Consider the following 22,534-nt stretch of genomic DNA (forward strand, 5'->3'; position numbering starts at 1 on the left):
ATTTCCGACATTTTTAGAAAATCTTGTGTTAATCTTGCTTAATTTTCAGTTTTTTCATCCGATATTGAAGGCTTTGACGGCTTAATCCTAGTACATCTGCCGTTTTTGAAATATTGTAATCATTATTTTTCCAGACATGTTCAATATAGGACTTTTCAAAGTATTCCATTTGCTCCTTTAGTGAAGCTGTCATATCTGTTCGTTCTTTCAAAAACATATCCACGGAGACAGAAGGAGTGTTCCTTTCTCTTACATGCAATTTGCTGCGATATTGAAACGGGAGATGCGAGTATCCAATGATTTCTTCATCCTCCATAATAATATTCATCGCCGCTTCAATAATATGTTCAAGCTCTCGAACATTCCCGTGCCAATCATACTCCAAAAATGATTGTTTTACCTCTTCTGATAAGCCCTTTACATTCATTTGAAAACGGTCATTGTATTTCTTGATAAAATGTTGGACAAGGGGTGGAATATCCTCTTTACGCTCTCTTAAAGGCGGAATAAAGACAGTAACAACTCCAAGACGATAATATAAGTCTTTACGCAAATGATTATTGGTTATTGCATCTATTGGGTCCTCGTTGGTATTTGCAATCACCCGAACATCAATTGGGGTATCCTTTGTATCCCCGACACGGCGGATCGTTTTTTCTTGAAGTGCACGAAGCAATTTAGCCTGAAGATTTAGAGTAAGTGAATTAATCTCATCAAGTAACAAGGTACCGCCATTTGCCTGTTCAAATAATCCTGGCTGATCAATCGCCCCAGTAAAGGCACCGCGCTTTGTACCAAATAAAAGACTTTCTATTAAATTATCAGGCAATGCCGCGCAATTTTGAGATATGAAAGGGCCCGAAAATCGGCTGCTTGCATTATGAATACTCTGTGCAAACAATTCTTTTCCAGTTCCAGTTTCTCCCACAATTAAGACGTAAGAAGAGGTCCGTGCTGCACGCTTGGCACCTTCAATCACTTCCTTAATAGCTGTACTGTTTCCTGTAATACTATCAAAGGTGTATCTGGTATTCCCTTTACGTGTGATATTCCCTTTCATTAAACGTTCCAGCTTTGTCACATCATTGGCGATTTCAACCGCACCCAGCAGCTCTTCGTTTTCATAAATAGGAATCGTATTGTTGTTGGTGGTAATTTCACGGCCTTTATTATTAAAATAAGTTTGTTTAACATTCTTTGTCTCTTTTCTATCGTGGAGCGCTTTTACAAGCGTACTAGATTGATCTTCTTTAAACATAAAGACGTCTAATAAATTTTTATTCATTACATCTAGGATGTCCATCGATTCCATTTGGGCCATTTTATTATTATAGATAACCGTATTCCCCGAAGCATCTACCGCATGGACACCAACATCCACTTCGTCCAAAATCCTTTTATACATCGAATTAAGATATTGCAAATATTGGATGGTCATTTTCATATTTTCCATGAGAGTTTTCCCCTTATTGTTTATGTTTCTATTAAAACAGAAAATGCTAAACAGTGCAAAATAATTTTGCATTTATAAATAATTAATAATTTTGCGCAAAAATATTTTGCAGTAATTAATATAAAAACCTTATTTATATAGCATTTTATATTTGGCACGATACTTGCATTATTATATTTTGAACAAACATCAAGGGGGAAAAATGAATGAAACCGTATACGCATGAACCATTTACTAATTTTGCAGATGAAACAAATAAACAAGCATTTCAACAAGCTCTTTCATACGTTCAATCTCAGCTAGGAAAGGAATATCCAGTTGTGATTGGCGGAGAGTCTATTACAACTGATAAAAAAATTCAATCAATTAATCCAGCAAATAAAGAAGAAGTCATCGGCAGTGTTTCCATGGCAGACCAAGAACTTGCGGAAAAGGCAATGCAAACGGCATTAGCTGCATTCGAATCTTGGAAAAAGTGGAAGCCTGAACACCGTGCCAACATCCTATTCCGTGCTGCAGCTATGTTACGTCGCCGTAAACATGAATTTTCAGCTTATCTTGTAAAAGAAGCTGGAAAGCCATGGAAGGAAGCGGATGCAGATACAGCTGAAGCGATTGATTTTATCGAGTATTACGGTCGTCAAATGCTGCGTGTTAAAGAAGGTTTTCCTGTTCAAAGCCGTGATGGTGAATACAATCAATATCACTACATTCCACTAGGCGTGGGGATCATTATTTCACCATTTAACTTCCCATTGGCAATTATGGCTGGAACAACCGTTGCAGCTATTGTTTCTGGAAACACAGTTCTTCTCAAGCCTGCAAACTCAACACCAATTGTAGCTGCAAAATTTGTAGAGCTTATGCATGAGGCTGGATTGCCAAATGGAGTATTAAACTTTGTACCTGGCAGCGGAGCTCAAATTGGAGATTATCTAGTGGATCATCCAAAAACGCGTTTCGTTTCCTTCACTGGTTCCCGTGAGGTAGGCTGCCGAATCAATGAACGAGCTGCAAAAGTTAATCCAGGGCAAATTTGGATTAAACGCGTGATTGCTGAAATGGGCGGTAAAGACACGGTTGTTGTCGATAAAGAGGCTGACTTAGAATTAGCAGCAGCTAGTATTGTTTACTCCGCTTTTGGATTCTCTGGTCAAAAATGTTCAGCAGGCTCCCGAGCGGTTGTTCATCAAGATGTTTATGACGAAGTACTTGAAAAAGCTGTTGCGTTAACAAAAACACTTACACTTGGTAACCCAGAAGACCTATCTAATTATATGGGTCCAGTGATTGATGAAAAATCATTTAAGAAAATCATGAATTATATCGAAGTCGGTAAACAAGAAGGCAAATTAATGACTGGCGGAGAAGGCGATGACTCCAAGGGTTACTATATTCAACCAACGATTGTCGCAGATTTAGATGAAAATTCTCGAATCATGCAAGAGGAGATTTTTGGACCAGTTGTTGGTTTCTCGAAAGCTCGTGATTTCGACCATATGATGAAAATTGCTAATAACACAGACTACGGTCTAACAGGTGCCTTAATTTCTAATAACCGTGAGCATATTGAACGTGCCCGTGAGGAATTCCATGTAGGAAATCTTTATTTCAACCGTACATGTACAGGAGCTATTGTTGGGTACCAGCCATTTGGCGGATTCAATATGTCAGGAACCGATTCAAAAGCTGGAGGACCTGATTATTTACTTCTTCACATGCAAGCTAAAACAACATCTGAAACGCTATAAGGAGGAAACAGAATGAATACGACTTTAAATAAAACAACAGAAATTATTGAGCAAACACAAAAATTTGGTGCTAATAACTATCATCCACTACCAATCGTAGTTTCTAAGGCGGAGGGAGTTTGGGTTGAAAGTCCAGAAGGAAACCGCTATATGGATATGCTAAGTGCCTATTCTGCGGTAAACCAAGGACACCGTCATCCAAAAATCATTCAAGCATTAAAAGACCAAGCTGATAAAGTAACATTAACGTCACGCGCATTCCATAATGACCAGCTTGGTCCTTGGTATGAAAAAATTTGTAAATTAACGAACAAAGAAATGGCACTTCCAATGAATACTGGTGCGGAAGCAGTAGAAACAGCCATTAAAGCTGCACGCCGCTGGTGCTATGATGTAAAAGGAATAGCTGAGAATCAAGCTGAAATTATTGCTTGTACAGGCAACTTCCATGGACGGACAATGGGTGCTGTTTCATTATCTTCAGATCCTGAATATAAGCGCGGTTTTGGACCGATGCTTCCTGGAATAAATCTAATTCCTTATGGAGATCTTGAAGCATTAAAAGCAGCTATCACAACTAATACGGCAGCATTCTTAATTGAGCCGATTCAAGGTGAAGCAGGAATCATTTTACCTCCGGATGGATTCTTAAAAGCAGCGTCTGAATTATGTAAAGAAAACAATGTATTATTTATTGCAGATGAAATTCAAGTCGGCTTAGCGCGTACAGGAAAAATGTTTGCGACAGATTGGGAAGAAGTTAACCCTGACATGTTAATTTTAGGAAAAGCACTTGGTGGCGGAGTATTCCCGATTTCTTGTGTTGTTGCCAATGCTGATATATTGGGAGTATTTAATCCAGGTTCACATGGTTCTACTTTCGGAGGAAATCCCCTCGCTTGTGCAGTATCACTTGCAGCATTAGAAGTAATCGAGGAAGAAAAACTTGCAGAACGTTCACTTGAATTAGGTAACTACTTCCTAGACCAATTAAAAACGATCAATAATCCTATGATTAAAGAAATAAGAGGCAGAGGTTTATTTATTGGTGTGGAGCTGACAGAAGAAGCAAGACCTTTCTGCGAGCAATTAAAAGAAGAGGGCTTATTATGTAAAGAAACACATGATACCGTTATTCGCTTCGCGCCACCGCTTATCATTACAAAGGAAGAAATTGATTGGGCAGTAGAGAAAATCGCAAAGGTTTTAGCTTAAGAATTTTATTTCCATATTACTAAACTAAGAGGTGTCAGGCATGTCTGTTAAGACTGTGATGAATGAAATGTCAAAAGAGCAGCAAAAGGAAAAAGAATCATTAAACTTATTCTACTCTACGCAAACCGTCATACAAGAAGCATTAACGAAGTTAGGCTACAATAGCGAAATGTATGAATTATTAAAAGAACCGATTCGTTTATTAACCGTCCGAATTCCGGTGCGAATGGATGATGGTACGGTAAAAGTATTTACCGGATATCGTTCACAGCATAATGATGCGGTTGGACCTACAAAGGGCGGCGTTCGCTTTCATCCTGATGTGGATGAAGCGGAGGTAAAAGCCTTATCGATTTGGATGAGTTTAAAGTGTGGGATTACGAACCTTCCATATGGCGGCGGTAAAGGCGGTATCATTTGTGACCCAAGAAAGATGTCTTTCAGAGAGCTTGAGAGATTAAGCCGAGGTTATGTTCGTGCGATTAGTCAGATTGTTGGACCAACAAAAGATATTCCTGCACCGGATGTTTATACCAACTCACAAATTATGGCATGGATGATGGACGAATATAGTCGTCTCCGTGAGTTTGACTCACCAGGATTTATTACTGGTAAACCTCTTGTATTAGGTGGTTCTCATGGACGAGAAACCGCAACTGCCCGTGGTGTGACTATGTGCATAAACGAAGCGGTTAAGAAAAAAGGAAAAGAGTTAATCGGGGCTCGAGTGGTCATCCAAGGTTTTGGAAACGCAGGCAGCTACTTAGCTAAATTTATGCATGACGCTGGTGCAAAGGTTGTCGCTGTTTCCGATGTATACGGCGGAGTTTACGATCCAGACGGACTTGATATCAATTATTTACTTGATAGAAGAGATAGTTTCGGTACATTCTCACAGCTATTTACGGAAACAATCAGCAACAAGGAATTACTAGAGTTAGAATGTGACATTCTTGTACCTGCTGCGATTTCGAACCAAATCACTGAAGAGAATGCTGCGAACATTAAAGCGAGTATTGTAGTTGAAGCGGCAAATGGACCGACCACTCTTGAAGCAACTAAGATTTTAACAGAGCGCGGAGTTCTTCTTGTTCCGGATATTCTTGCAAGTGCAGGCGGGGTTACGGTTTCTTATTTTGAATGGGTACAAAACAATCAGGGTTACTATTGGTCTGAAGAAGAGGTCATGGAAAAGCTTGAGAAGGTAATGGTTAGTTCTTTTGACACAATTTATCAACAGTCTCAGACTCATCAAGTTGATATGCGTTTAGCAGCATATATGATTGGGATTATGAGAGTAGCAGAAGCATCCCAATTCAGAGGCTGGGTTTAATATAAAACTATAAAGATACTCTACAAAAGCCTTGCAGAATGTAATCTGCAAGGCTTTTAAGCGTAATTATTTAATAAAACGTTTGATTTGTTTTAGTGCGTCCTTACGATTTGGATATCTAAATGGTAAATCAAAGGTAGTTGTTTGTTTTAAGATACTCTTTTGGTGGGAGAAGACATCGAAGCTGCCTCTGCCATGGTAGGCGCCAATTCCACTTTCACCAACACCGCCAAAAGGAAGGTATGGAGAACTAAGATGCATGACGGTATCGTTTATACAGCCGCCGCCAAACGAGATAGAATCTAAAATGGTTCCTTGGAAGTCTTTGCTTTCAGAGAAAATATAAAGAGCTAGCGGTTTAGGATGTTCATTAATTTTATGAATCATTGCTGCTTCATTATCGTATTCAAGAATAGGGAGGACAGGTCCAAAAATTTCCTCCTGCATCACAGTGTCATCCCAAGTGACACCGCCAAGAACTGTCGGCTCAATGGTAAGAGTGTCGATAGAATAATTGCCGCCATGGAGAATTTCTCCGCTCGAAAGTAATCCAGTTACCCGTTTGAAATGACGTTCACTGACGATTCTCGTAAATTCACCATTATTAACGATATCTTCATATAGCTCATTAATAGTTTGTTTAAAGGTTTTTATAAATTCTTCCTTAATTTCTTTGTGAACATATAAATAATCAGGTGCGACACACGTCTGACCAGCATTGATAAACTTGCCCCAGGCAATCCGTTTTGCTGCTAATTTAAGATTCGCATCATGATGAACGATGCACGGACTTTTTCCTCCTAGTTCAAGTGTAACAGGAGTTAAGTGTTTTGCGGCCGCTTCCATAATGACCTTTCCGACAGAAACACTTCCCGTAAAGAAGATATAATCGAATTTTTCTTTTATTAAGGTCTGAGTGGTATCGGCGTCACCTTGGACGACAGCGACATATTCTTCAGGAAACGTTTTATTTATAAGTTCAGCCATAAGTTTTGACGTTTCTGGTGTTAGTTCAGATGGTTTTAGGACAGCACAATTCCCAGCTGCTATGGCACCAATAAGAGGTGCAATGGCTAATTGTAAAGGATAATTCCAAGGAGATATTATCAATGCCACCCCAAAAGGATCGGAATAAATATAGCCTTTAGATCCCATTTGAGTTAGGGCTGTTTTAACTTTTTTAGGCTGAGTCCATTCTCTAATATGTTTGAGAGTAAAGCGAATTTCTTCTAGCAAAATTCCCAATTCGCTAATATAAGAGTCAAAGTCACTCTTATTCAAGTCCTTTTTAAGTGCTGCCATTATTTCTGTTTCATGTGAGCGAATCATGTTACCTAATGAAGTTAATGCGTCAATTCGGAATGATACATCTTTTGGTTTTCCAGATAGAAAGAAATCCCGCTGTGCTTTCAATAAATGACTAAAACCTTCCATATTCCCACCTCCTCAAAGATAATGATATTCTATCACATTTTATTTTAATAACCAGATTTGAATGAACCTAAATGGAATATTTTTGTATGAATAAAAACAAACTGAGAATACTATGTCTAAATACCAGCGAAGGAGATAGCAAATGTCTATTGAAACAGGAATGAAATATCAAATTTCTCAAAGTATTAAGGGGAATTTTAACTCTGCAGATTCATTAACCGTAACTACAAACAATGGGATTACGATTCAATTTACACTTGAAGATGGTAAGGGGCATGGGTCAATGCCGCTGGATCATTTAAACTATTTGTTAAAAAGATCCAACCTTACCCTAATCCCATCTAATAAAAGAGTGCTATTAACTCCAGATAATGAAGAAAAAATAGGTTAGAAATTCTAAAAATCAAACTCCCTCCTTGTTAGCAAAAGGCGGGAGTTTGATTTTTTATTGAGTTGCCCCAAAAAAATAGTCAAATTATTAAATAGGGATTGAACTATCACTAATTCCTATTGTTATAATCTCGTAGTATGAATTAATTATATCTTTTTCTTTTACGGTACTCTCTGGTCCCAACCAGTTGTAGGTCCAATTGCACATTCCAAGTAACAAAAAAGTTGCGAATAAGGAATGGGTATTCTCCCTAAATTCATTTACTCTTATGCCATTTTCAACAATCATTCTAATATTAGCTGCAAATTCCTCTCTTTTCTCCTTGATCAATTCTAAATCTTGTACTTTTAGGTGCCTCATTTCTCTATAAACTATATTTTGAAGACTTTGCTCATCAGGAGTATTGTATATTAGTAATTCGATAATAGACTTCAATTTCTCCTTTTGTGTAAGTAGAGAATTATTCAAAATTTCTATTTGTTTTTTTAGTAATTGGTCAATATGAATTTGATGAATAACAAAGAGTAATTCGTATTTTGATTTGTAATAATAATAGAAAGTTCCCTTTGTGACCCCTAGTGAGGATACAATCTTCTCAACAGAGGTAGACTGATAACCCAATTTGTTAAATAAACTAATTGATTCTTCTAATATAAGTTTCTTCATAGTGAAATACCTAATATTTTCTGAATTTGATTCGATGAATCATAAAAGTAATAATTTACCACTAGCCTCCAACCGATTATTATCATCAATTATCCTCCTACATACTAGGGACATGAATGGGCAAACCAGCTGCAAGTTCGGATGCTTCCATAATCGCTTCGCTAATAGTTGGATGAGGATGGATGACCAAAGATAAGTCATCCACAGTCCAGCCTGCTTCAATTGCAACCGTTATTTCAGAAATAATTTCTGATGCGTTTGGCGCAATAATAGCGGCCCCTTTTATTTGTCTAGTTTCATTATGGCAAAACATTTTAATGAAGCCTTCTGGTTGATTTAAAGTTAGGGCACGACCATTTGCTCCCATTGGGAAGGTATATTCTTGTGTGGTGTCATTGCTTTCAGTTTGTCCAGTCAATGCAATTTCAGGGTCTGAAAAGATAATTAGAGGGATTGCTTTATAGTCAACTGAATAATGATGACCACTAATTACTTCTGCAGCTAATTTTCCTTCATAGGAAGCTTTATGTGCAAGAGCTGGACCCTTTACAACATCCCCAATAGCAAAGATGGAAGGTATACTGGTTTTCATGGAAGGATTCACATCAATAAAACCATTCTCAGTTAAATCAATATTAGTATTATGGAGTCCAAGTGAATATGTGCAAGGAATTCTTCCAGCTGAAACTATCAGATAATCTGCATTTATCTGTAAGGTACTATCCTTGGTTTGCACTTTGATTGTTACCTTTTGTCCTTCCTCCAGATATTCCGTTGCAATTGCACTTGTTAATAGTTTAATATTCTTTTTCTTTAACTGTTGTTTCAATACTTTTCTAATATCTGAGTCTGCTAACAGGAGGATATCCTCCTGTTCCTCGATGATTGTAACCTTTACACCTAAATTAGCATAAGCACAACCAAGTTCAATGCCAATATATCCACCACCAAGTATTACAATTTCCTCTGGGAGAGAATGTAAATTTAGTACATGCGAGGAGGAAAGAATTTTATTCCCCCAAGGGAAGTTCGGTAGCTCCCTAGGTTCAGATCCAGTGGCAATAATGCAATGATTAAAAGTATAAGTCGATGTAACACCATTTTCATTGACTGATAAGGAGGAATCGCTAGTAAACATTGCCTCACCATTTATGATGTTAATCCTGTTTTTTTCAAGGAGATGTGAGATTCCTCTTTGAAGTTTCGTAATGGTTTTGTTTTTATATTTTTGAAGCTCTTCTATATTAATCTTGTTTGAATCGTCTAGACTATTAAAAATTTGTTGATGCTTTTTGTAGTCAGCCCATTTCTTTGCAATTGTAATCAATGACTTTGATGGAATACAACCGGAATTTAGGCATGTCCCACCTAATTTGTCTTTCTCAATAATTGTTACATGCTGTCCAAGCTGCGCAGCTCTAATAGCTGCTACATAGCCTCCAGGTCCAGACCCAATTATAACCGTATCAAGATTTTTCTCACTCATAACCCATCTACCTTTCTATTAGAAAATGTAACCATTATTCACCAGTATATTATCTAAATTGTAACACTGAATTTTCAAAAAAATCAACAGGCGTTCAAAAAATAAATTCATAGACAAAAATTGAAAGATGTTGTAATATGAATTTTGAAAATATTTAATTAATTTAATTAGGAGGGAATAAATTGAATTTTGAATTTTCAATGGAAGAAAAACTGATTAAACAAACGGCAGATGAATTTGGCAGGGAAGTAATTGCTCCTCAGGTCGGAGAACTTTTTAAAAAAGGTGAGTTTCCCTATGAAATCCTAAAACAGTTAATTGATATGGGATTTGCTGGTTTCTTTGCACCAGAAGAATATGGCGGTAACAAAGTTAGCACAGTATCATATGTTCTAGCTCTCGAAGAAATGGCAAAATATGATTCAACTATTCCACTTATCTTACAAGTTCAAAATTTAGTAATTGAAGTCTATTCTCGTTTTGCCAGCGAAAAACAGAAATCTGAATGGCTGCCTCGACTAACCTCAGGACAGGTTATTGGATCCATAGCAATGACTGAACCAGGAGCAGGTTCGGATCTTGCTTCCGCATCAACGACTGCAAAAATACAAGGTGATAAATGGATTCTAAATGGATCAAAAACCTTTATCTCAAACTCAGGTACAAAACTTAGTGATGGAATGATTGTATTAGCCGCTACCGGTGAAGAAAATGGCAGAAAGAAGTTTAGTACATTTATCGTTCCAAGAAATTCTAAAGGTTTAATTGTTGGAAAACAAATTGAGAAAATAGGTTGGAAACATGGTGATACAAGGGAGATATTCTTTGAAAATTGTGAAATTCCATTAGAAAACATGCTCGGTGAGGAGGGAAAAGGACTTCGTCACGTGCTTACTGGAATGGATGTTGGTCGTCTTGCTTTTGCCGCTTGTAGTGTTGGAATGGCTGAGGGAGCCTTAAATATGGCATTAGATCATGCTAAAACACGTGTGCAATTCGGAATGCCTATTTCCAAACTCCAAGCAATTCAATTTAAATTAGCTGAAATGAAAACAAAGGTCAATGCAGCTAGGTCATTAACTTACATGGCAGCATGTGCCCGAGACCAAAAGCAAAGTAACGTAGAAGAGATGGCTTCAATGGCAAAGCTATTTGCTAGTAAGGTTGCGGTAGAAGTAGTAGATGAATCTTTTCAAATTCATGGTGGATATGGCTTTACTCTTGAATATCCAATTTCGCGTTTTTATGCAGATGTTAAGATGATGGAAATTGGAGAAGGTACAAGCGAGGTTCAAAAGCTTTTTATTGCCAGAAAAATGGGATGTTAAAGGTGGGAAACTCTTGATTAAAATGAAAACGTTATCAAAAGAGCGGTTGCTCGAGATATATAATAATGCCTTTTTAACAAGAACTTTTGAAGAAGCCACGATTGATTTGTTTAGTAAAGGCGAAATAGATGGATGGCTCCACTCAGGAGTTGGTCAAGAACTTGTAGGTTCTGTACTATGCACCTTACTCACTGAAAAAGATTATATCATTCCTTATCATCGATCAAAGTCCTATTTCTTAGCTAGAGGGGTCGATCCTGGAAAACTATTAGCAGAAATAATGGGAAGAAAAGATGGATTATGCGGCGGTGTTGGTGGAGAAGCTCATCTTGCTGATTTTTCTAAAGGTCTAATTGGTTCAACAGGCATTTTAGGTGCTGGGATGCCAATATCTCTTGGGACAGCATTTAAGCAATACTATGAAAGCTCAAATAATATTACGATTTGCAGCTTTGGAGATGGATCTGTGCCACAAGGGGCATTTCATGAAAGTTTAAATTTTGCAGCTACTTGGAATCTTCCAATCGTGTTTATTTGTGAAAACAATTTGTATGCGGAATTAAGTCCGATTTCAAAGGGGATGAAGCAGCAAGAAATTGGTAAAAAGGCTGAAGCCTATGGAATACCTGGATATACGGTCGACGGCTATGATGTTGAAGCTGTACATAGCCATCTTGAATTAGCAATTGGTCAAGCTAGAAAGGGAGAAGGGCCTAGCTTAATAGAATTTAAGACGTATCGATGGCGTGGCCATTATGAAGGTGACCCTCAGGTTTATCGAACAAAAGAAGAAATTGAAAGTTGGATAAAACGTGATCCACTTAAAAAGATAGAAGAAGAAATCCTTTCCGCAAAAATAACAACAAAAGAGGATTTGGAAAAAGGAAAAAATGATATAAAACTAAAAATAAATGAGGCAATTGCATTTGCAAAAGCAAGCCCATTCCCTGTTGAAGAATTTTTGTTAAGAAATGTTTATGCTGATGATTCATTATTTTAAGGGAGAATGAAAATGACAAAAATAAATTATAGATGGGCTATAACCCAGGCTTTAGATGAAGAAATGGGTAGAGACGAAAAGGTGTTTATTATTGGTGAAGATGTAGCTGACACGGGAGGATCCTTTGGTCTTACAAGAGGGCTATTGGAGAAATATGGAGAACGACGTGTTAAGGATACACCTGTTAGTGAAGAGGCAATAGCTGGTTTAGGCGTCGGGGCAGCGGCAGTAGGTCTTCGTCCAGTTATTGAAATTATGTTTATGGATTTCATCTATCTAGCCATGGATCAACTTATGAACCATGCTGCCAAAATGAGATATATGTACGGAGGTCAAGTGAATATTCCACTAGTGGTTCGAACACTCGCAGGAGGTGGATTCAGAACAGGAATGCATCATTCCCAGTCACTTGAAAGTATGTTCGGTCACGTACCTGGTCTAAAAGTTGTTTACCCTTCTAACGCCTATGATGTAAAAGGGCTATTAAAAAGTGCAATTCGTGATCCCGATCCTGTCATTTTTCTCGAGCAAAAATCACTAATGAGCCTAAAGGAAGAAATCCCAGATGAAGAATTCCTTGTTCCAATCGGAAAGGGAAAGATTGTTAAAGAAGGTTCGGATGTAACGGTTGTTGCCCTAGGATCAATGGTTCATTTGGCAAAAAAGGCAGCAGTAAAACTTGAAGGAAAAGGGATTGATATTGAAATCATCGACCCGCGTACAGTGATGCCGCTTGACTCAGAGATGATTATTCAATCTTTGAAAAAGACATCCAGACTAGTGATTGTTCACGAAGCCCCTGCTCCATTTGGATTCGGTTCTGAAATTGCTGCACTCATTTCAGAACATGCTCTATATTATTTAGATGCTCCTATCAAACGAGTAACATCAAAATTTGTCCCTCTTCCAGTTGGCCGCGGAGAAGATTTTATTTTACCATCTGAAGCGAAGCTAATTTCCGCTGTGGAGCAAGTGATGAAGGGAGAATAAATCATGATTGAGATTACAATTCCAAAAATCGGTGTAGAAGATGGCGAAGTTGTATTAACAGCTTGGGAGAAAGAAGAAGGGGCGTTTATCGAAAAGAATGAAATAATTGCCACGGTAGAGACAGAAAAAGTAAATACTGATATCCTATCCCCCGCTTCAGGGATGTTAAAAATAATGTTGCAACCAGGTGAAACAGCAAATATGACGGATACTATTGGATACATTATTGCTGAGAATGTTATAGAAGAGCAAAACAATAAAAAAGAATTACCCCCTGTTAGCGAACAACCTATAGAAATCAAAAATCCTGAAGTAGTAACGGCTCATACTCCTAATGAACATTTATCTCCTGCTGCTAGAAGGAAAAAAATGACTTCTCAAATTATTCATGTTAAACCTGAAAAATCTAATAGAATCATAGGATCGCCAGCTGCAAAAAGAATTGCACGCGAACTAGGTATTAAACTTGAAACGGTTTCCGGAACAGGGCCGAATGGAGCTATTATATCAAGGGATGTATTTGAAGCAAGTAAAAACAAAAAAGTTAATATTGCTGAATCCATTCCAGAAATAGAAAATGCACCGCATGAAAGGACTATTTATTTAAGGGAAAAATTACCCCCTATTCGAAAAGCAATTGCGCGTAATATGTCAGAAAGTCTTCAGCAATCAGCTCAAATGACATTAATGGGATCTATTTCACTTGATAAAATGTGGCCATACTTCCAGCAGATGAAAGAGGACCTACTAGCGGAATCACTAAAACCATCGTGGGCAGCTATTTTTATTAAAGTTGCTGCACTAGCCTTAGAGGAACACAGACACTTGAATGGTACCGTTGAGAATGATGAGTTTATTATTTGGAACAACATAAACATTGGAGTGGCAGTTTCTACAGAGAAAGGCTTACTGGTTCCTTCTATTAAAGATGCAAACAAAAAAAGTTTACTTCTCATCCACAAAGAATTATTAGAGATCGCCGAAAATGCAAGAAATCACAAATTAACAACGGAGGATTTATCTGGAAGTACATTTACACTTACGAACGTAGGAAGTTATGGCGGGGAATTTGGGACGCCGATCTTAAACAGAAAAGAGCTTGGAATTTTGGGGATAGGTGCGGTCACGAAACAGCCTATTGTTAATGATAAGGATGAAGTTGTGGTTGGCCGGTGTTGCCCTTATAGTTTAACTGTTGATCATCAAATGATTGATGGTGAAGCCGCAGGATTATTTATTAAGTCGATAAAAAGAATTATTAATTCGCCTACACTTTTGTTAATGCGCTAAAAGGAGAAGAACAATATGGATTATGAATATATTTTATACGATAAGATTGAGAAATCAGGCATTATTACGTTAAATCGCCCAAAGTTAAATAATGCCATGAATATGGGGATGATTAGAGAAATAACTGCTGCACTTGAAGATGCAGAAAACGATCCCGAAGTTAGAGCCATTATTTTTAGAGGTGCAGGGGAAAAAGCTTTTAGTGCTGGCGCAGACATTGATGAAATGTCAAATGATACATCATTAGCAGTAAGAGAAAAAACACAAGAATGGATATCAATGTTTAAGAAAATTGAATCAATAGGAAAACCAGTGATTGCAGCGGTACACGGATATGCTCCTGCTGGTGGGACTGAGTTAACCCTTGCTTGTGATTTTGTTATTACTGATAGAACGGCAAAATTCGGTTTAGCAGAGGTAAATATTGGTGTCATTCCAGGTGCTGGAGCAACGATTAGGCTGACACGGTGGCTTGGGAGAGCTAGAGCAAAAGAAATCCTTATGACAGGAAAATTAATTGATGCAGAGACAGCACATGAATGGGGGTTATCAAACCGAATAGTAGAGAATGGTGAAGCATTCAATGAAGCATTAGCTTTTGCAAATGAACTAGCTGAAAAAAGTCCATTATCTTTGGCAGCTATAAAAAGATCTGTCAATGTTGCATCTGAAATGGATTTTGATAAAGGAATTCAATATGTACTTCAGGAATTTGCACTTCTTTTTAGCTCTGAAGACCAAAAAGAGGGTATGCAGGCATTCCTGGAGAAAAGAAAACCACAATTCAATGGCAGATAAAAAGAAGGGATAAAACTGTGATTTCATTTGAAGGTATTAAAATACTTGATTTAACACGATTGTTACCAGGAGCATATGCGACACAATACTTTGCCGAACTTGGGGCCGAGGTTATTAAAATTGAGGATACAGGCGCGGGTGATTATCTGCGTGAAATAGGCCCCTCACTTAAAAACGCTCCAGAATTCAGCAGTTATTTTTTCACTACTAATTACAATAAAAAAAGTGTAGCACTTGATTTGAAAACAAAAGAAGGAAAGGAAATATTTTTTCGATTGGTCGAAAAGGCGGATATTATCATTGAAGGATTCCGTCCTGGGACGGTTGGGAAATTAGGGATCGATTATTCTACAATTAAAGAGATAAAACCAGATATTATTTATTGTTCTATTTCTGCATTTGGCCAACAAGGGGAAAGGTCAAAAATGGCTGGTCATGACATCAATTTTCTTAGTTTATCTGGATTTCTTGATGTCAATGGAAATCAGGAAAGCTCTTCACCAGCCATACCGGGAACTCAATTTGCAGATTTAGGTTCAGGAATGTCTGCCATACTGGGAATTGTATCTTCTCTATATCACAGGCAAATGACAGGAGAAGGACAATACATAGATGTTTCTATGTATGACGTCATTTCCAGTTGGATGCTGAACCCTTACATTGATTATCTGGCTACTGGAAGAATAAGCAAAAAAGGATCAGAGCTATTGAGTGGCGGAGTCCTTTGTTACCATATATATGAAACTGCAGACAATCGTTACTTATCTTTTGGTGCAGTGGAGGATAAATTTTGGGAACAAATTTGCAATACTTTGGAAATGCCAGAATTAAGGTATGAAGCCTTTTCTAGTGCAAATGATGAAAATGCTAATTATGTTGAGCTTAAAAACAAAATAAAAACAAAAACACTGACAAATTGGATTTCTTTGTTTGACAAGGTTGATTGTTGTGTAACCCCTGTATTAAATACAGAGGAAGCTTTAAATGATCTTCACTTTCAAAATCGAAATCTGGTGGAATATATTTCTTTGGATGATAAAGGACCAGGTACTTTTCCGAAAATGCGATTGCCAATAAAGTATGGTTTACAAAGGTCCAATAATGAGAATAGTACAAAAAAATATTTCTCACCGCCAAAACAAGGGTCTCATACAGAAATAGTCCTTAAGGAACATAATTTCTCAGAAAAGGAAATAGCAGAATTAGTTCGTAAAGGTATTATTATTTAATCTTAAGCTTTAGGAGGGTTCTAATGCTACACACTTATGCTGAATCTACTCCTTATCAGGAGCGGGTTTTGATTAATTTGTTGGAGTCTTGTGCAGAAAAAAGAGGAAGTAGTCCCTTTTTTCTTGATTTAATAGAAGGTAAAGAAGAGATTTCATATCAAACTATGAAACAAAATGTAGATCTGTTGGCTTCACATTTATTAAGAATAGGGATTAGGAAAGGCTCACATGTTGGGGTTCTAATGCCAACATGTCGTGACAATTTGTATTTATGGTTTGCACTCGCAAAAATAGGGGCGATTGAGATTCCTATAAATACTATCTATAAAGGTGACACACTATTATATTTAATTAATGATTCAGATGCTGAATTCCTTTTTCTCAATGAAGAGTTTTATGATGAATTTCAAAAGATTGCAAATGGTATAACAAAAATACAAACAGTAATATTTCATGGAAATGAACAATTTACAGTGAACAACCTCTGGAAAACCTACAACTGGGATGAATTATTGGTTTATCAACCAAATTTATTAATAGAGTTAAACAAAGAAATTAATACAAACCCAGTCAACCATTATGATTCGGCTTGCATTATTTATACCTCTGGAACCACAGGGCCCTCAAAGGGTGTGTTAATTTCTAACCACCATTTGTATTTTATGGGATTGTTTCAGGCCGATATCATGAGATATACGTCTGAAGATATTTCACTGAATTTTCTACCTTTCTATCACGTTGCTGCAAGATTTATAACCCTTGGTTGTATCATTTCAGGAGCAAAAATGGTATTGAAAAATCACTTTAGTGCTTCCCAATTTTGGAATGATATACGTGAACACGAAGTTACATTATTTCCTGCAGTTGGCGGAATTATGACAATGCTTTACAATCAGCCACCTAGTGAAAATGATGCGGATAATCCAGTACGGGCAGTTTATGCAATACCTGCTCCAAAAGAAAAATATATAGAAATTCAGCAGCGATTTGGATTAAAGCTAGTTGAAGCATATGGCTCAACGGAATGGAATGCAGTAACCGCAACAGAAATGGATGAAGATTGCCCGGGCTCATGTGGAAAACCTTTGGATGAATTTGTTGATATATTAATTGTCGATGAGTATGACCATCCTTTTGAACCAGGGCAAGCAGGAGAGCTGTTAGTTCGACCAAAGCTTCCCCACATCGTCATGAAGGGCTATTATAATAAACCAGATAAAACAGTCGAAGCATGGCAAAATTTGTGGTTCCATACGGGGGATCGATTCTACCAGGATGAAGGAGGGAATTTATATTTCCTCGATAGAATAAAAGATGCCATTCGCAAAAAGGGTGAAAATATTTCATCTTTTGAAATGGAAAGCATGTTAAATAATCACCAAGATATTACTGAGTCTGCGGTTATTGCAGTTCCATCGCCAATAGGTGAAGATGATATTAAAGCATGCATTGTATTGAAAAATGGGTCTAATCTATCATGCGAAGATATAGTGGAATATTGTTTTCAAAGTTTAGGCCATATCATGGTACCAAGATATATAGAAATCTATGATAAATTACCGAGAACACCTACAGGTAAAATATTAAAAACTTCTTTGCGAGAGCATAATGTGAAGGGTTCTTTATTAAGGTCATGGGATTGCGAAAAAGACGGCAAAATCAGGGTGACTTCAAAAGGAATCGTACAATTACATTGATTAATTAGCACTTCTCATTTTATTTTTTAGGAGAGATTAGAATGCAAATTATTATGAGTGGATTAATAATGGGTTGTATCTATGGACTCGCTGCTCTTGGTTTAGTTTTAATATATAAAACCACAATGGTTGTTAATTTTGCTCAAGGAGAAATGGCTATGCTGACTACATTTATAAGCTTTGGCCTTCTTACTAAGTATAACTTCTCCTATTTTACATCATTCATTGGAGCATTGATAATCTCCCTCCTTTTAGGAGCAGTAATTTATGCGGTTTTTATGAATCGCGTTCAATCTGCCGATCATTTAAATCAAATAGTAATCACTCTCGGCCTTTTTCTCATTATCAATGGGGTTGCAGGGTTACTATGGGGACATCAACCCGAAAGTTTTCCTACGCCATTTAGTGATGAGGTAATCTCGCTTGGGTCTGTGCTAATTACAAGAAATGACATATTTATCATTGTTTCTACCCTGCTTTTGATGGGAGTTTTATATGTTTTATTTAATTTTACTAAAATTGGTCTTGCAATGAGAGCCTCTGCACAAGACTTAACTGCATCAAGATTAATGGGAATAAAAGTGCCGCTTGTGTTTATGTCTACATGGGCTATCGGAACAGTTTTAGGCGGTGTAGCAGGAATGATGACTGCCCCGTTAACCTTCTTAAGTCCAACAATGATGTTTGAAATCCTGATTATGGCCTTTGCATCAGCTGTATTAGGAGGTTTTATTTTCATGCCAGGGGTTATCATTGGGGGGTTAATTGTCGGAGTATTCGGAAATGTAGTCAGCTACTACTATTCTCCAGAAATGAAGATTGTTTACACCTTCCTCCTCATCATTATCATTTTATACATTCGCCCTCAGGGTATATTTGGTGGAAAACAAACTGTAAAGAAGGTGTGATCTTTGAAAAGAATAGGAAATAAATGGCCTTGGCTTATTGCGTTAGTTGTAATTATTATTTTTCCATTTTTAGTAGGACAATCAAATTACTTTCTAACTATCTTTATTACAGCATGTACGTTTATTGTAACAGCGAATGCCTTAAATCTATTAATTGGATTCGGTGGTCAAATTTCGGTTGGACATGCAGGTTTTTTAACAATCGGAGCCTATGGAGTGGCTATTCTAGCTAATACCATAAATCTACCATTTATTCTTATTTTACTCATAGCAGGCGGAATAACAGCAATCGTTGGTTTCTTAATTGGTTTGCCTGCTGTTCGTCTCCGTGGTCACTTTTTAGCTGTTGCAACATTGGGCTTTGGATTATCTATTCCGGAAATAGCTTTAAACTGGGAGGAATTAACTGGTGGATATACTGGATTAATGGTCTCAAGACCCCCTTTCATGCAAAATGAACTTCTTTTCTTTTATTCTTTAGGCTTTATCTCTGTTTTATGCATATGGCTAATGAAAAATATCCTATACAGTCGAATGGGGAGGGCATTTATTGCGATTAGGGATAGTGAGGTTGCAGCCCAGTCCATTGGGGTGAATCTAGCTTTTTATAAAACCATTATGTTTACAATCAGTGCTTTTTTTGCTGGAATTGCCGGTGGCATGAACGGATACTGGTATGGTTTTGTAAGCCCTGACGATTTTTCGATTTTGACTTCATTCCTACTTTTAGCCATGATTGTTGTAGGCGGACTAGGTTCTATATTTGGAGCTGTCATAGGTGCCATTCTGTTTTCTATATTACCTCATTTTTCAGATTCATATATTGGAATAACCAATATTGTTATTGGTATTGCCGTTGTATTAGTAATGATGTTTAAGCCTAATGGTCTGGTATCCTTTCTTCATTTCAAAAAAAATAAAGTCCAATCAAAAACACCTGAAATCAAAAATGAGGTGGTGTGACAATGCTGGAATTTCAAAATGTTACAGTCCGTTTTGGGGGCTTAACAGCAATCAATAATCTATCTTTTCAGGTACCGGAAAAGACTATATATTCGATAATTGGTCCAAATGGTGCAGGAAAGACAACCATTTTTAATTGTATCAGCAGATTTTATAAACCAGCATCTGGAGAAATAATATTCAACGGCAATTCTATTCTTTCAGAGAAACCACATAAAATGGCACCCTTAGGAATAACAAGAAGTTTCCAAAATGTCGAGTTATTCCCAAGAATGACAGTTCTTGAAAATTTGTTAACAGGACTTCATCCTCTGCTAAATAAAAACATCTTTGCCCTGGCGTTTAATTTGAAGTCAATAAGGCATTCAGAAAAAGAAGCGATTGAAAAAGCAAATGAAATTATGAATCTTCTTGGTATTTCCCATTTGGCAGACGAAAAATTGGAGAATCTTTCGTTTGGATTCCAAAAGATGGTCGATATCGGAAGAGCCATCATAACGGAACCAAAAATCATTTTGCTTGATGAACCTGTTGCAGGTATGAATCCTTACGAAACAGAAAAAATAAGTGAACTTATCTTGTTTTTGAAGGAAAAAATGAATTATACAGTGATGCTAATTGAACACGATATGTCATTAGTCATGAAAGTATCTGACTATATTACTGTTGTTAATTTTGGAGAAAAAATTGCTGAAGGACTTCCTAACGAAATCATTCAAAATCCAAAAGTAATAGAAGCCTATTTAGGGGAGGTTAAAACACATGCTTGAGCTAAAAGATATACATGTCCACTATGGACCCGTTCATGCATTAAAAGGAGTGAATATTACGATTCCTCCTGGAAAGATCGTCTCCCTCCTAGGGGCAAATGGGGCTGGGAAGTCGACAGCACTAAAGGCTATTTCACGACTGATCCCTGTAACGAAGGGAGAGTATGAAATGGATAAGGTCAATTTATTAAAAAAATCTGCAAGTGAAATTGTGCGGATTGGAATAATACATTGCCCTGAAAACCGTCGAATATTTCCTGATTTCACGGTTGAAGAAAATTTAAAAATAGGGACCTTTCATCGAAAAGATAAGGGGAATTTTAAAAAAGATTATGAACGTGTATTTTCCTATTTCCCACGATTAAAAGACCGGCTACATCAAAAAGGTGGGACCTTAAGTGGTGGAGAACAACAGATGCTGGCTATTGGCAGGGCACTAATGGGAAATCCATCTGTTCTACTTTTAGATGAACCCTCCCTGGGTCTAGCTCCAATACTAGTAAAAGAAATCTTCAAAATTATTAAAGAAATTAATAATGAGGGAAAATCGATATTGCTGGTTGAACAAAATGCTAATATGGCGATGTCCATATCACATTATTCTTATGTTCTTGAAAATGGAAGAATTACCCTAGAGGGAGTTTCCCATGAAATTGCTTCAAATCCAAAAGTAAAGGAATCTTATTTAGGGACTGCATGACGGTATTATTATTTTTATATTATACTAAATAATAGGAGAATTACTTAATAGGTATTTCGATTATTATTTTAATGGTTTCAAGAACAAAGGAGAGATAGGTATGGGTACAAGTCTACGGCAGAAAAAAATGGCCAAAAAGAAAAATGAAATATTAAGGTCAGCTTCATCGATAATATCAGAAAAAGGCTATGAAAAGACAACAATGGAGGAAATTGCCTCGCAGCTCTTAATGACAAAAGGGTCTATGTATTATTATTTCAAAAATAAAGAAGAATTATTGTTTGAATGTCACTTAATGATATTAGATCCGAGCATTGAAAAAATAAAAGAGGTTAAAAATAGTGATCTTACACCTATAGAGAAAATGAGAAAAGTAATTATTGATTATATCATTTTTGAAATTAATGAAAAAGCAATGTTTAATGTTGCAGGTAAGCTGGATCAAACATTTTCAAGTGAGTTTTTGGAAAAAATTCTAGCAAAGCGTGATGAGTATAATCATATTTTCGATGAGTTAATCCTAGAAGGTATTAATAATGGTGTATTTCAAAAAGTTGACGTTAAAATGACAAGGTTGATAATTCTAGGAGCTCTGAATTCGATTCAATCATGGTATAAACCTGACGGTAAAATGAAGCCGGAAGAAATAGCCAACATCCATGCTGATTATATTCTTAGAATACTATTATAAAGCACCTATATAGGGTGTTATTAGGTAGAGGAAGGGTGGATTATGTCAACAAATTTAATCGGTCGTGAACTAGAGCCTTATTCATTCCCAATTGAAAAGGGGAAAATTAGAGAACTTGCATTAGCAATTGACGACAATCAAAATGACTTTATACAAGGAGAAAGAATTCAACCTACATTTCCTACCGTCATTGAATTTAGATTAAGTCAAAACCCTATTCCAAAACAACTGGGTTTGAAAGAAGATAAACTATTACACGGTGAACAAGAGTATGAGTATTTAGGTGAAATAGTACCAGGCGATGAATTGACGGTAAAAGGAATTGTTGAAGATCATTATATAAAAAGCAAGAAGAACTTTATTGTTGTTAAACGAGAATTTACTAATCAAAATGGTGAACTGGTGTTAATTAGCAGAACCACCATAATCGAAATGAATTAG

The 22,534-nt window shown here is 36.9% G+C and carries 21 protein-coding genes; 17 read left to right on the forward strand and 4 right to left on the reverse strand.

Annotated features, from left to right (window positions below; translation table 11 throughout):
* Positions 1-28: 28 nt before the first annotated feature.
* Positions 29-1,453, reverse strand: coding sequence for a sigma-54 interaction domain-containing protein (locus tag MLOOGBEN_RS23680; RefSeq protein ID WP_306430767.1), 1,425 nt, complete (start codon positions 1,451-1,453; stop codon positions 29-31).
* Between the two features lie 206 nt (positions 1,454-1,659).
* Between MLOOGBEN_RS23680 and pruA the strand changes: the two genes are divergently transcribed.
* From pruA to MLOOGBEN_RS23695, 3 genes are read left to right on the forward strand one after another with little or no spacing between them, the layout of a single operon-like run.
* On the forward strand, positions 1,660-3,204 hold the full coding sequence (pruA, locus tag MLOOGBEN_RS23685; RefSeq protein ID WP_179160752.1) for an L-glutamate gamma-semialdehyde dehydrogenase: 1,545 nt from the start codon (positions 1,660-1,662) through the stop codon (positions 3,202-3,204).
* Between the two features lie 12 nt (positions 3,205-3,216).
* Complete coding sequence (locus MLOOGBEN_RS23690) at positions 3,217-4,419, forward strand: ornithine--oxo-acid transaminase (protein WP_179160753.1); 1,203 nt, start codon at positions 3,217-3,219, stop codon at positions 4,417-4,419.
* A 58-nt stretch (positions 4,420-4,477) separates the two neighbouring features.
* Positions 4,478-5,752: a Glu/Leu/Phe/Val family dehydrogenase gene (locus tag MLOOGBEN_RS23695; RefSeq protein WP_179160854.1), complete on the forward strand. Its 1,275-nt coding sequence runs from the start codon at positions 4,478-4,480 to the stop codon at positions 5,750-5,752.
* Between the two features lie 66 nt (positions 5,753-5,818).
* Here the strand turns inward: MLOOGBEN_RS23695 and MLOOGBEN_RS23700 are convergent, their stop codons facing one another.
* Positions 5,819-7,186 carry an aldehyde dehydrogenase gene (locus MLOOGBEN_RS23700; RefSeq protein ID WP_179160754.1) on the reverse strand — a complete coding sequence of 456 codons (1,368 nt, stop codon included), beginning with the start codon at positions 7,184-7,186 and terminating at the stop codon, positions 5,819-5,821.
* A 142-nt stretch (positions 7,187-7,328) separates the two neighbouring features.
* Here MLOOGBEN_RS23700 and MLOOGBEN_RS23705 point away from each other — a divergent pair, with 142 nt between their 5' ends.
* Positions 7,329-7,577, forward strand: coding sequence for a hypothetical protein (locus MLOOGBEN_RS23705; RefSeq protein ID WP_179160755.1), 249 nt, complete (start codon positions 7,329-7,331; stop codon positions 7,575-7,577).
* Between the two features lie 87 nt (positions 7,578-7,664).
* Here the strand turns inward: MLOOGBEN_RS23705 and MLOOGBEN_RS23710 are convergent, their stop codons facing one another.
* Positions 7,665-8,243 (reverse strand): TetR/AcrR family transcriptional regulator, encoded by a 579-nt coding sequence (locus MLOOGBEN_RS23710; protein ID WP_179160756.1) that lies wholly within the window; start codon positions 8,241-8,243, stop codon positions 7,665-7,667.
* A 97-nt stretch (positions 8,244-8,340) separates the two neighbouring features.
* A complete protein-coding gene (gene lpdA / locus MLOOGBEN_RS23715) occupies positions 8,341-9,729 on the reverse strand; it encodes a dihydrolipoyl dehydrogenase (RefSeq protein ID WP_179160757.1) in 1,389 nt (462 codons plus the stop codon).
* A gap of 182 nt (positions 9,730-9,911) precedes the next feature.
* Between lpdA and MLOOGBEN_RS23720 the strand changes: the two genes are divergently transcribed.
* The 13 genes from MLOOGBEN_RS23720 to MLOOGBEN_RS23780 all read left to right on the forward strand — a co-directional run bounded on the left by MLOOGBEN_RS23720 (position 9,912) and on the right by MLOOGBEN_RS23780 (position 22,534).
* Positions 9,912-11,057 carry an acyl-CoA dehydrogenase family protein gene (locus tag MLOOGBEN_RS23720; RefSeq protein ID WP_179160758.1) on the forward strand — a complete coding sequence of 382 codons (1,146 nt, stop codon included), beginning with the start codon at positions 9,912-9,914 and terminating at the stop codon, positions 11,055-11,057.
* 22 nt (positions 11,058-11,079) lie between these two features.
* On the forward strand, positions 11,080-12,057 hold the full coding sequence (locus MLOOGBEN_RS23725; protein ID WP_256989258.1) for a thiamine pyrophosphate-dependent dehydrogenase E1 component subunit alpha: 978 nt from the start codon (positions 11,080-11,082) through the stop codon (positions 12,055-12,057).
* Positions 12,058-12,069: 12 nt separating this feature from the next.
* A complete protein-coding gene (locus MLOOGBEN_RS23730) occupies positions 12,070-13,047 on the forward strand; it encodes an alpha-ketoacid dehydrogenase subunit beta (protein ID WP_179160760.1) in 978 nt (325 codons plus the stop codon).
* Between the two features lie 3 nt (positions 13,048-13,050).
* A complete protein-coding gene (locus MLOOGBEN_RS23735; protein WP_179160761.1) occupies positions 13,051-14,337 on the forward strand; it encodes a dihydrolipoamide acetyltransferase family protein in 1,287 nt (428 codons plus the stop codon).
* A gap of 15 nt (positions 14,338-14,352) precedes the next feature.
* Positions 14,353-15,135, forward strand: a complete 783-nt coding sequence (locus tag MLOOGBEN_RS23740) for an enoyl-CoA hydratase/isomerase family protein (RefSeq protein ID WP_179160762.1) — start codon at positions 14,353-14,355, stop codon at positions 15,133-15,135.
* 17 nt (positions 15,136-15,152) lie between these two features.
* Positions 15,153-16,364 carry a CaiB/BaiF CoA transferase family protein gene (locus MLOOGBEN_RS23745; protein WP_179160763.1) on the forward strand — a complete coding sequence of 404 codons (1,212 nt, stop codon included), beginning with the start codon at positions 15,153-15,155 and terminating at the stop codon, positions 16,362-16,364.
* Positions 16,365-16,387: 23 nt separating this feature from the next.
* Positions 16,388-18,061, forward strand: a complete 1,674-nt coding sequence (locus MLOOGBEN_RS23750; RefSeq protein WP_179160764.1) for an AMP-binding protein — start codon at positions 16,388-16,390, stop codon at positions 18,059-18,061.
* A 41-nt stretch (positions 18,062-18,102) separates the two neighbouring features.
* On the forward strand, positions 18,103-18,969 hold the full coding sequence (locus tag MLOOGBEN_RS23755) for a branched-chain amino acid ABC transporter permease (protein WP_179160765.1): 867 nt from the start codon (positions 18,103-18,105) through the stop codon (positions 18,967-18,969).
* 3 nt (positions 18,970-18,972) lie between these two features.
* Entirely contained in the window at positions 18,973-19,932 is a 960-nt protein-coding gene (locus tag MLOOGBEN_RS23760) for a branched-chain amino acid ABC transporter permease (RefSeq protein WP_179160766.1), read from the forward strand.
* A gap of 2 nt (positions 19,933-19,934) precedes the next feature.
* Positions 19,935-20,702: an ABC transporter ATP-binding protein gene (locus MLOOGBEN_RS23765; protein ID WP_179160767.1), complete on the forward strand. Its 768-nt coding sequence runs from the start codon at positions 19,935-19,937 to the stop codon at positions 20,700-20,702.
* Complete coding sequence (locus tag MLOOGBEN_RS23770; protein ID WP_179160768.1) at positions 20,695-21,402, forward strand: ABC transporter ATP-binding protein; 708 nt, start codon at positions 20,695-20,697, stop codon at positions 21,400-21,402. Before MLOOGBEN_RS23765 ends, MLOOGBEN_RS23770 begins: the two co-directional genes overlap by 8 nt.
* Positions 21,403-21,502: 100 nt before the next feature.
* The gene (locus MLOOGBEN_RS23775; RefSeq protein WP_179160769.1) at positions 21,503-22,093 is read left to right on the forward strand and encodes a TetR/AcrR family transcriptional regulator; all 591 of its coding nucleotides are present in this window, start codon (positions 21,503-21,505) and stop codon (positions 22,091-22,093) included.
* A 42-nt stretch (positions 22,094-22,135) separates the two neighbouring features.
* Entirely contained in the window at positions 22,136-22,534 is a 399-nt protein-coding gene (locus MLOOGBEN_RS23780) for an FAS1-like dehydratase domain-containing protein (protein WP_179160770.1), read from the forward strand.

It is taken from the genome of Bacillus sp. EB106-08-02-XG196, from assembly GCF_013396335.1.
In the GTDB taxonomy this organism is placed as follows: Bacteria; Bacillota; Bacilli; order Bacillales; family Cytobacillaceae; genus Neobacillus.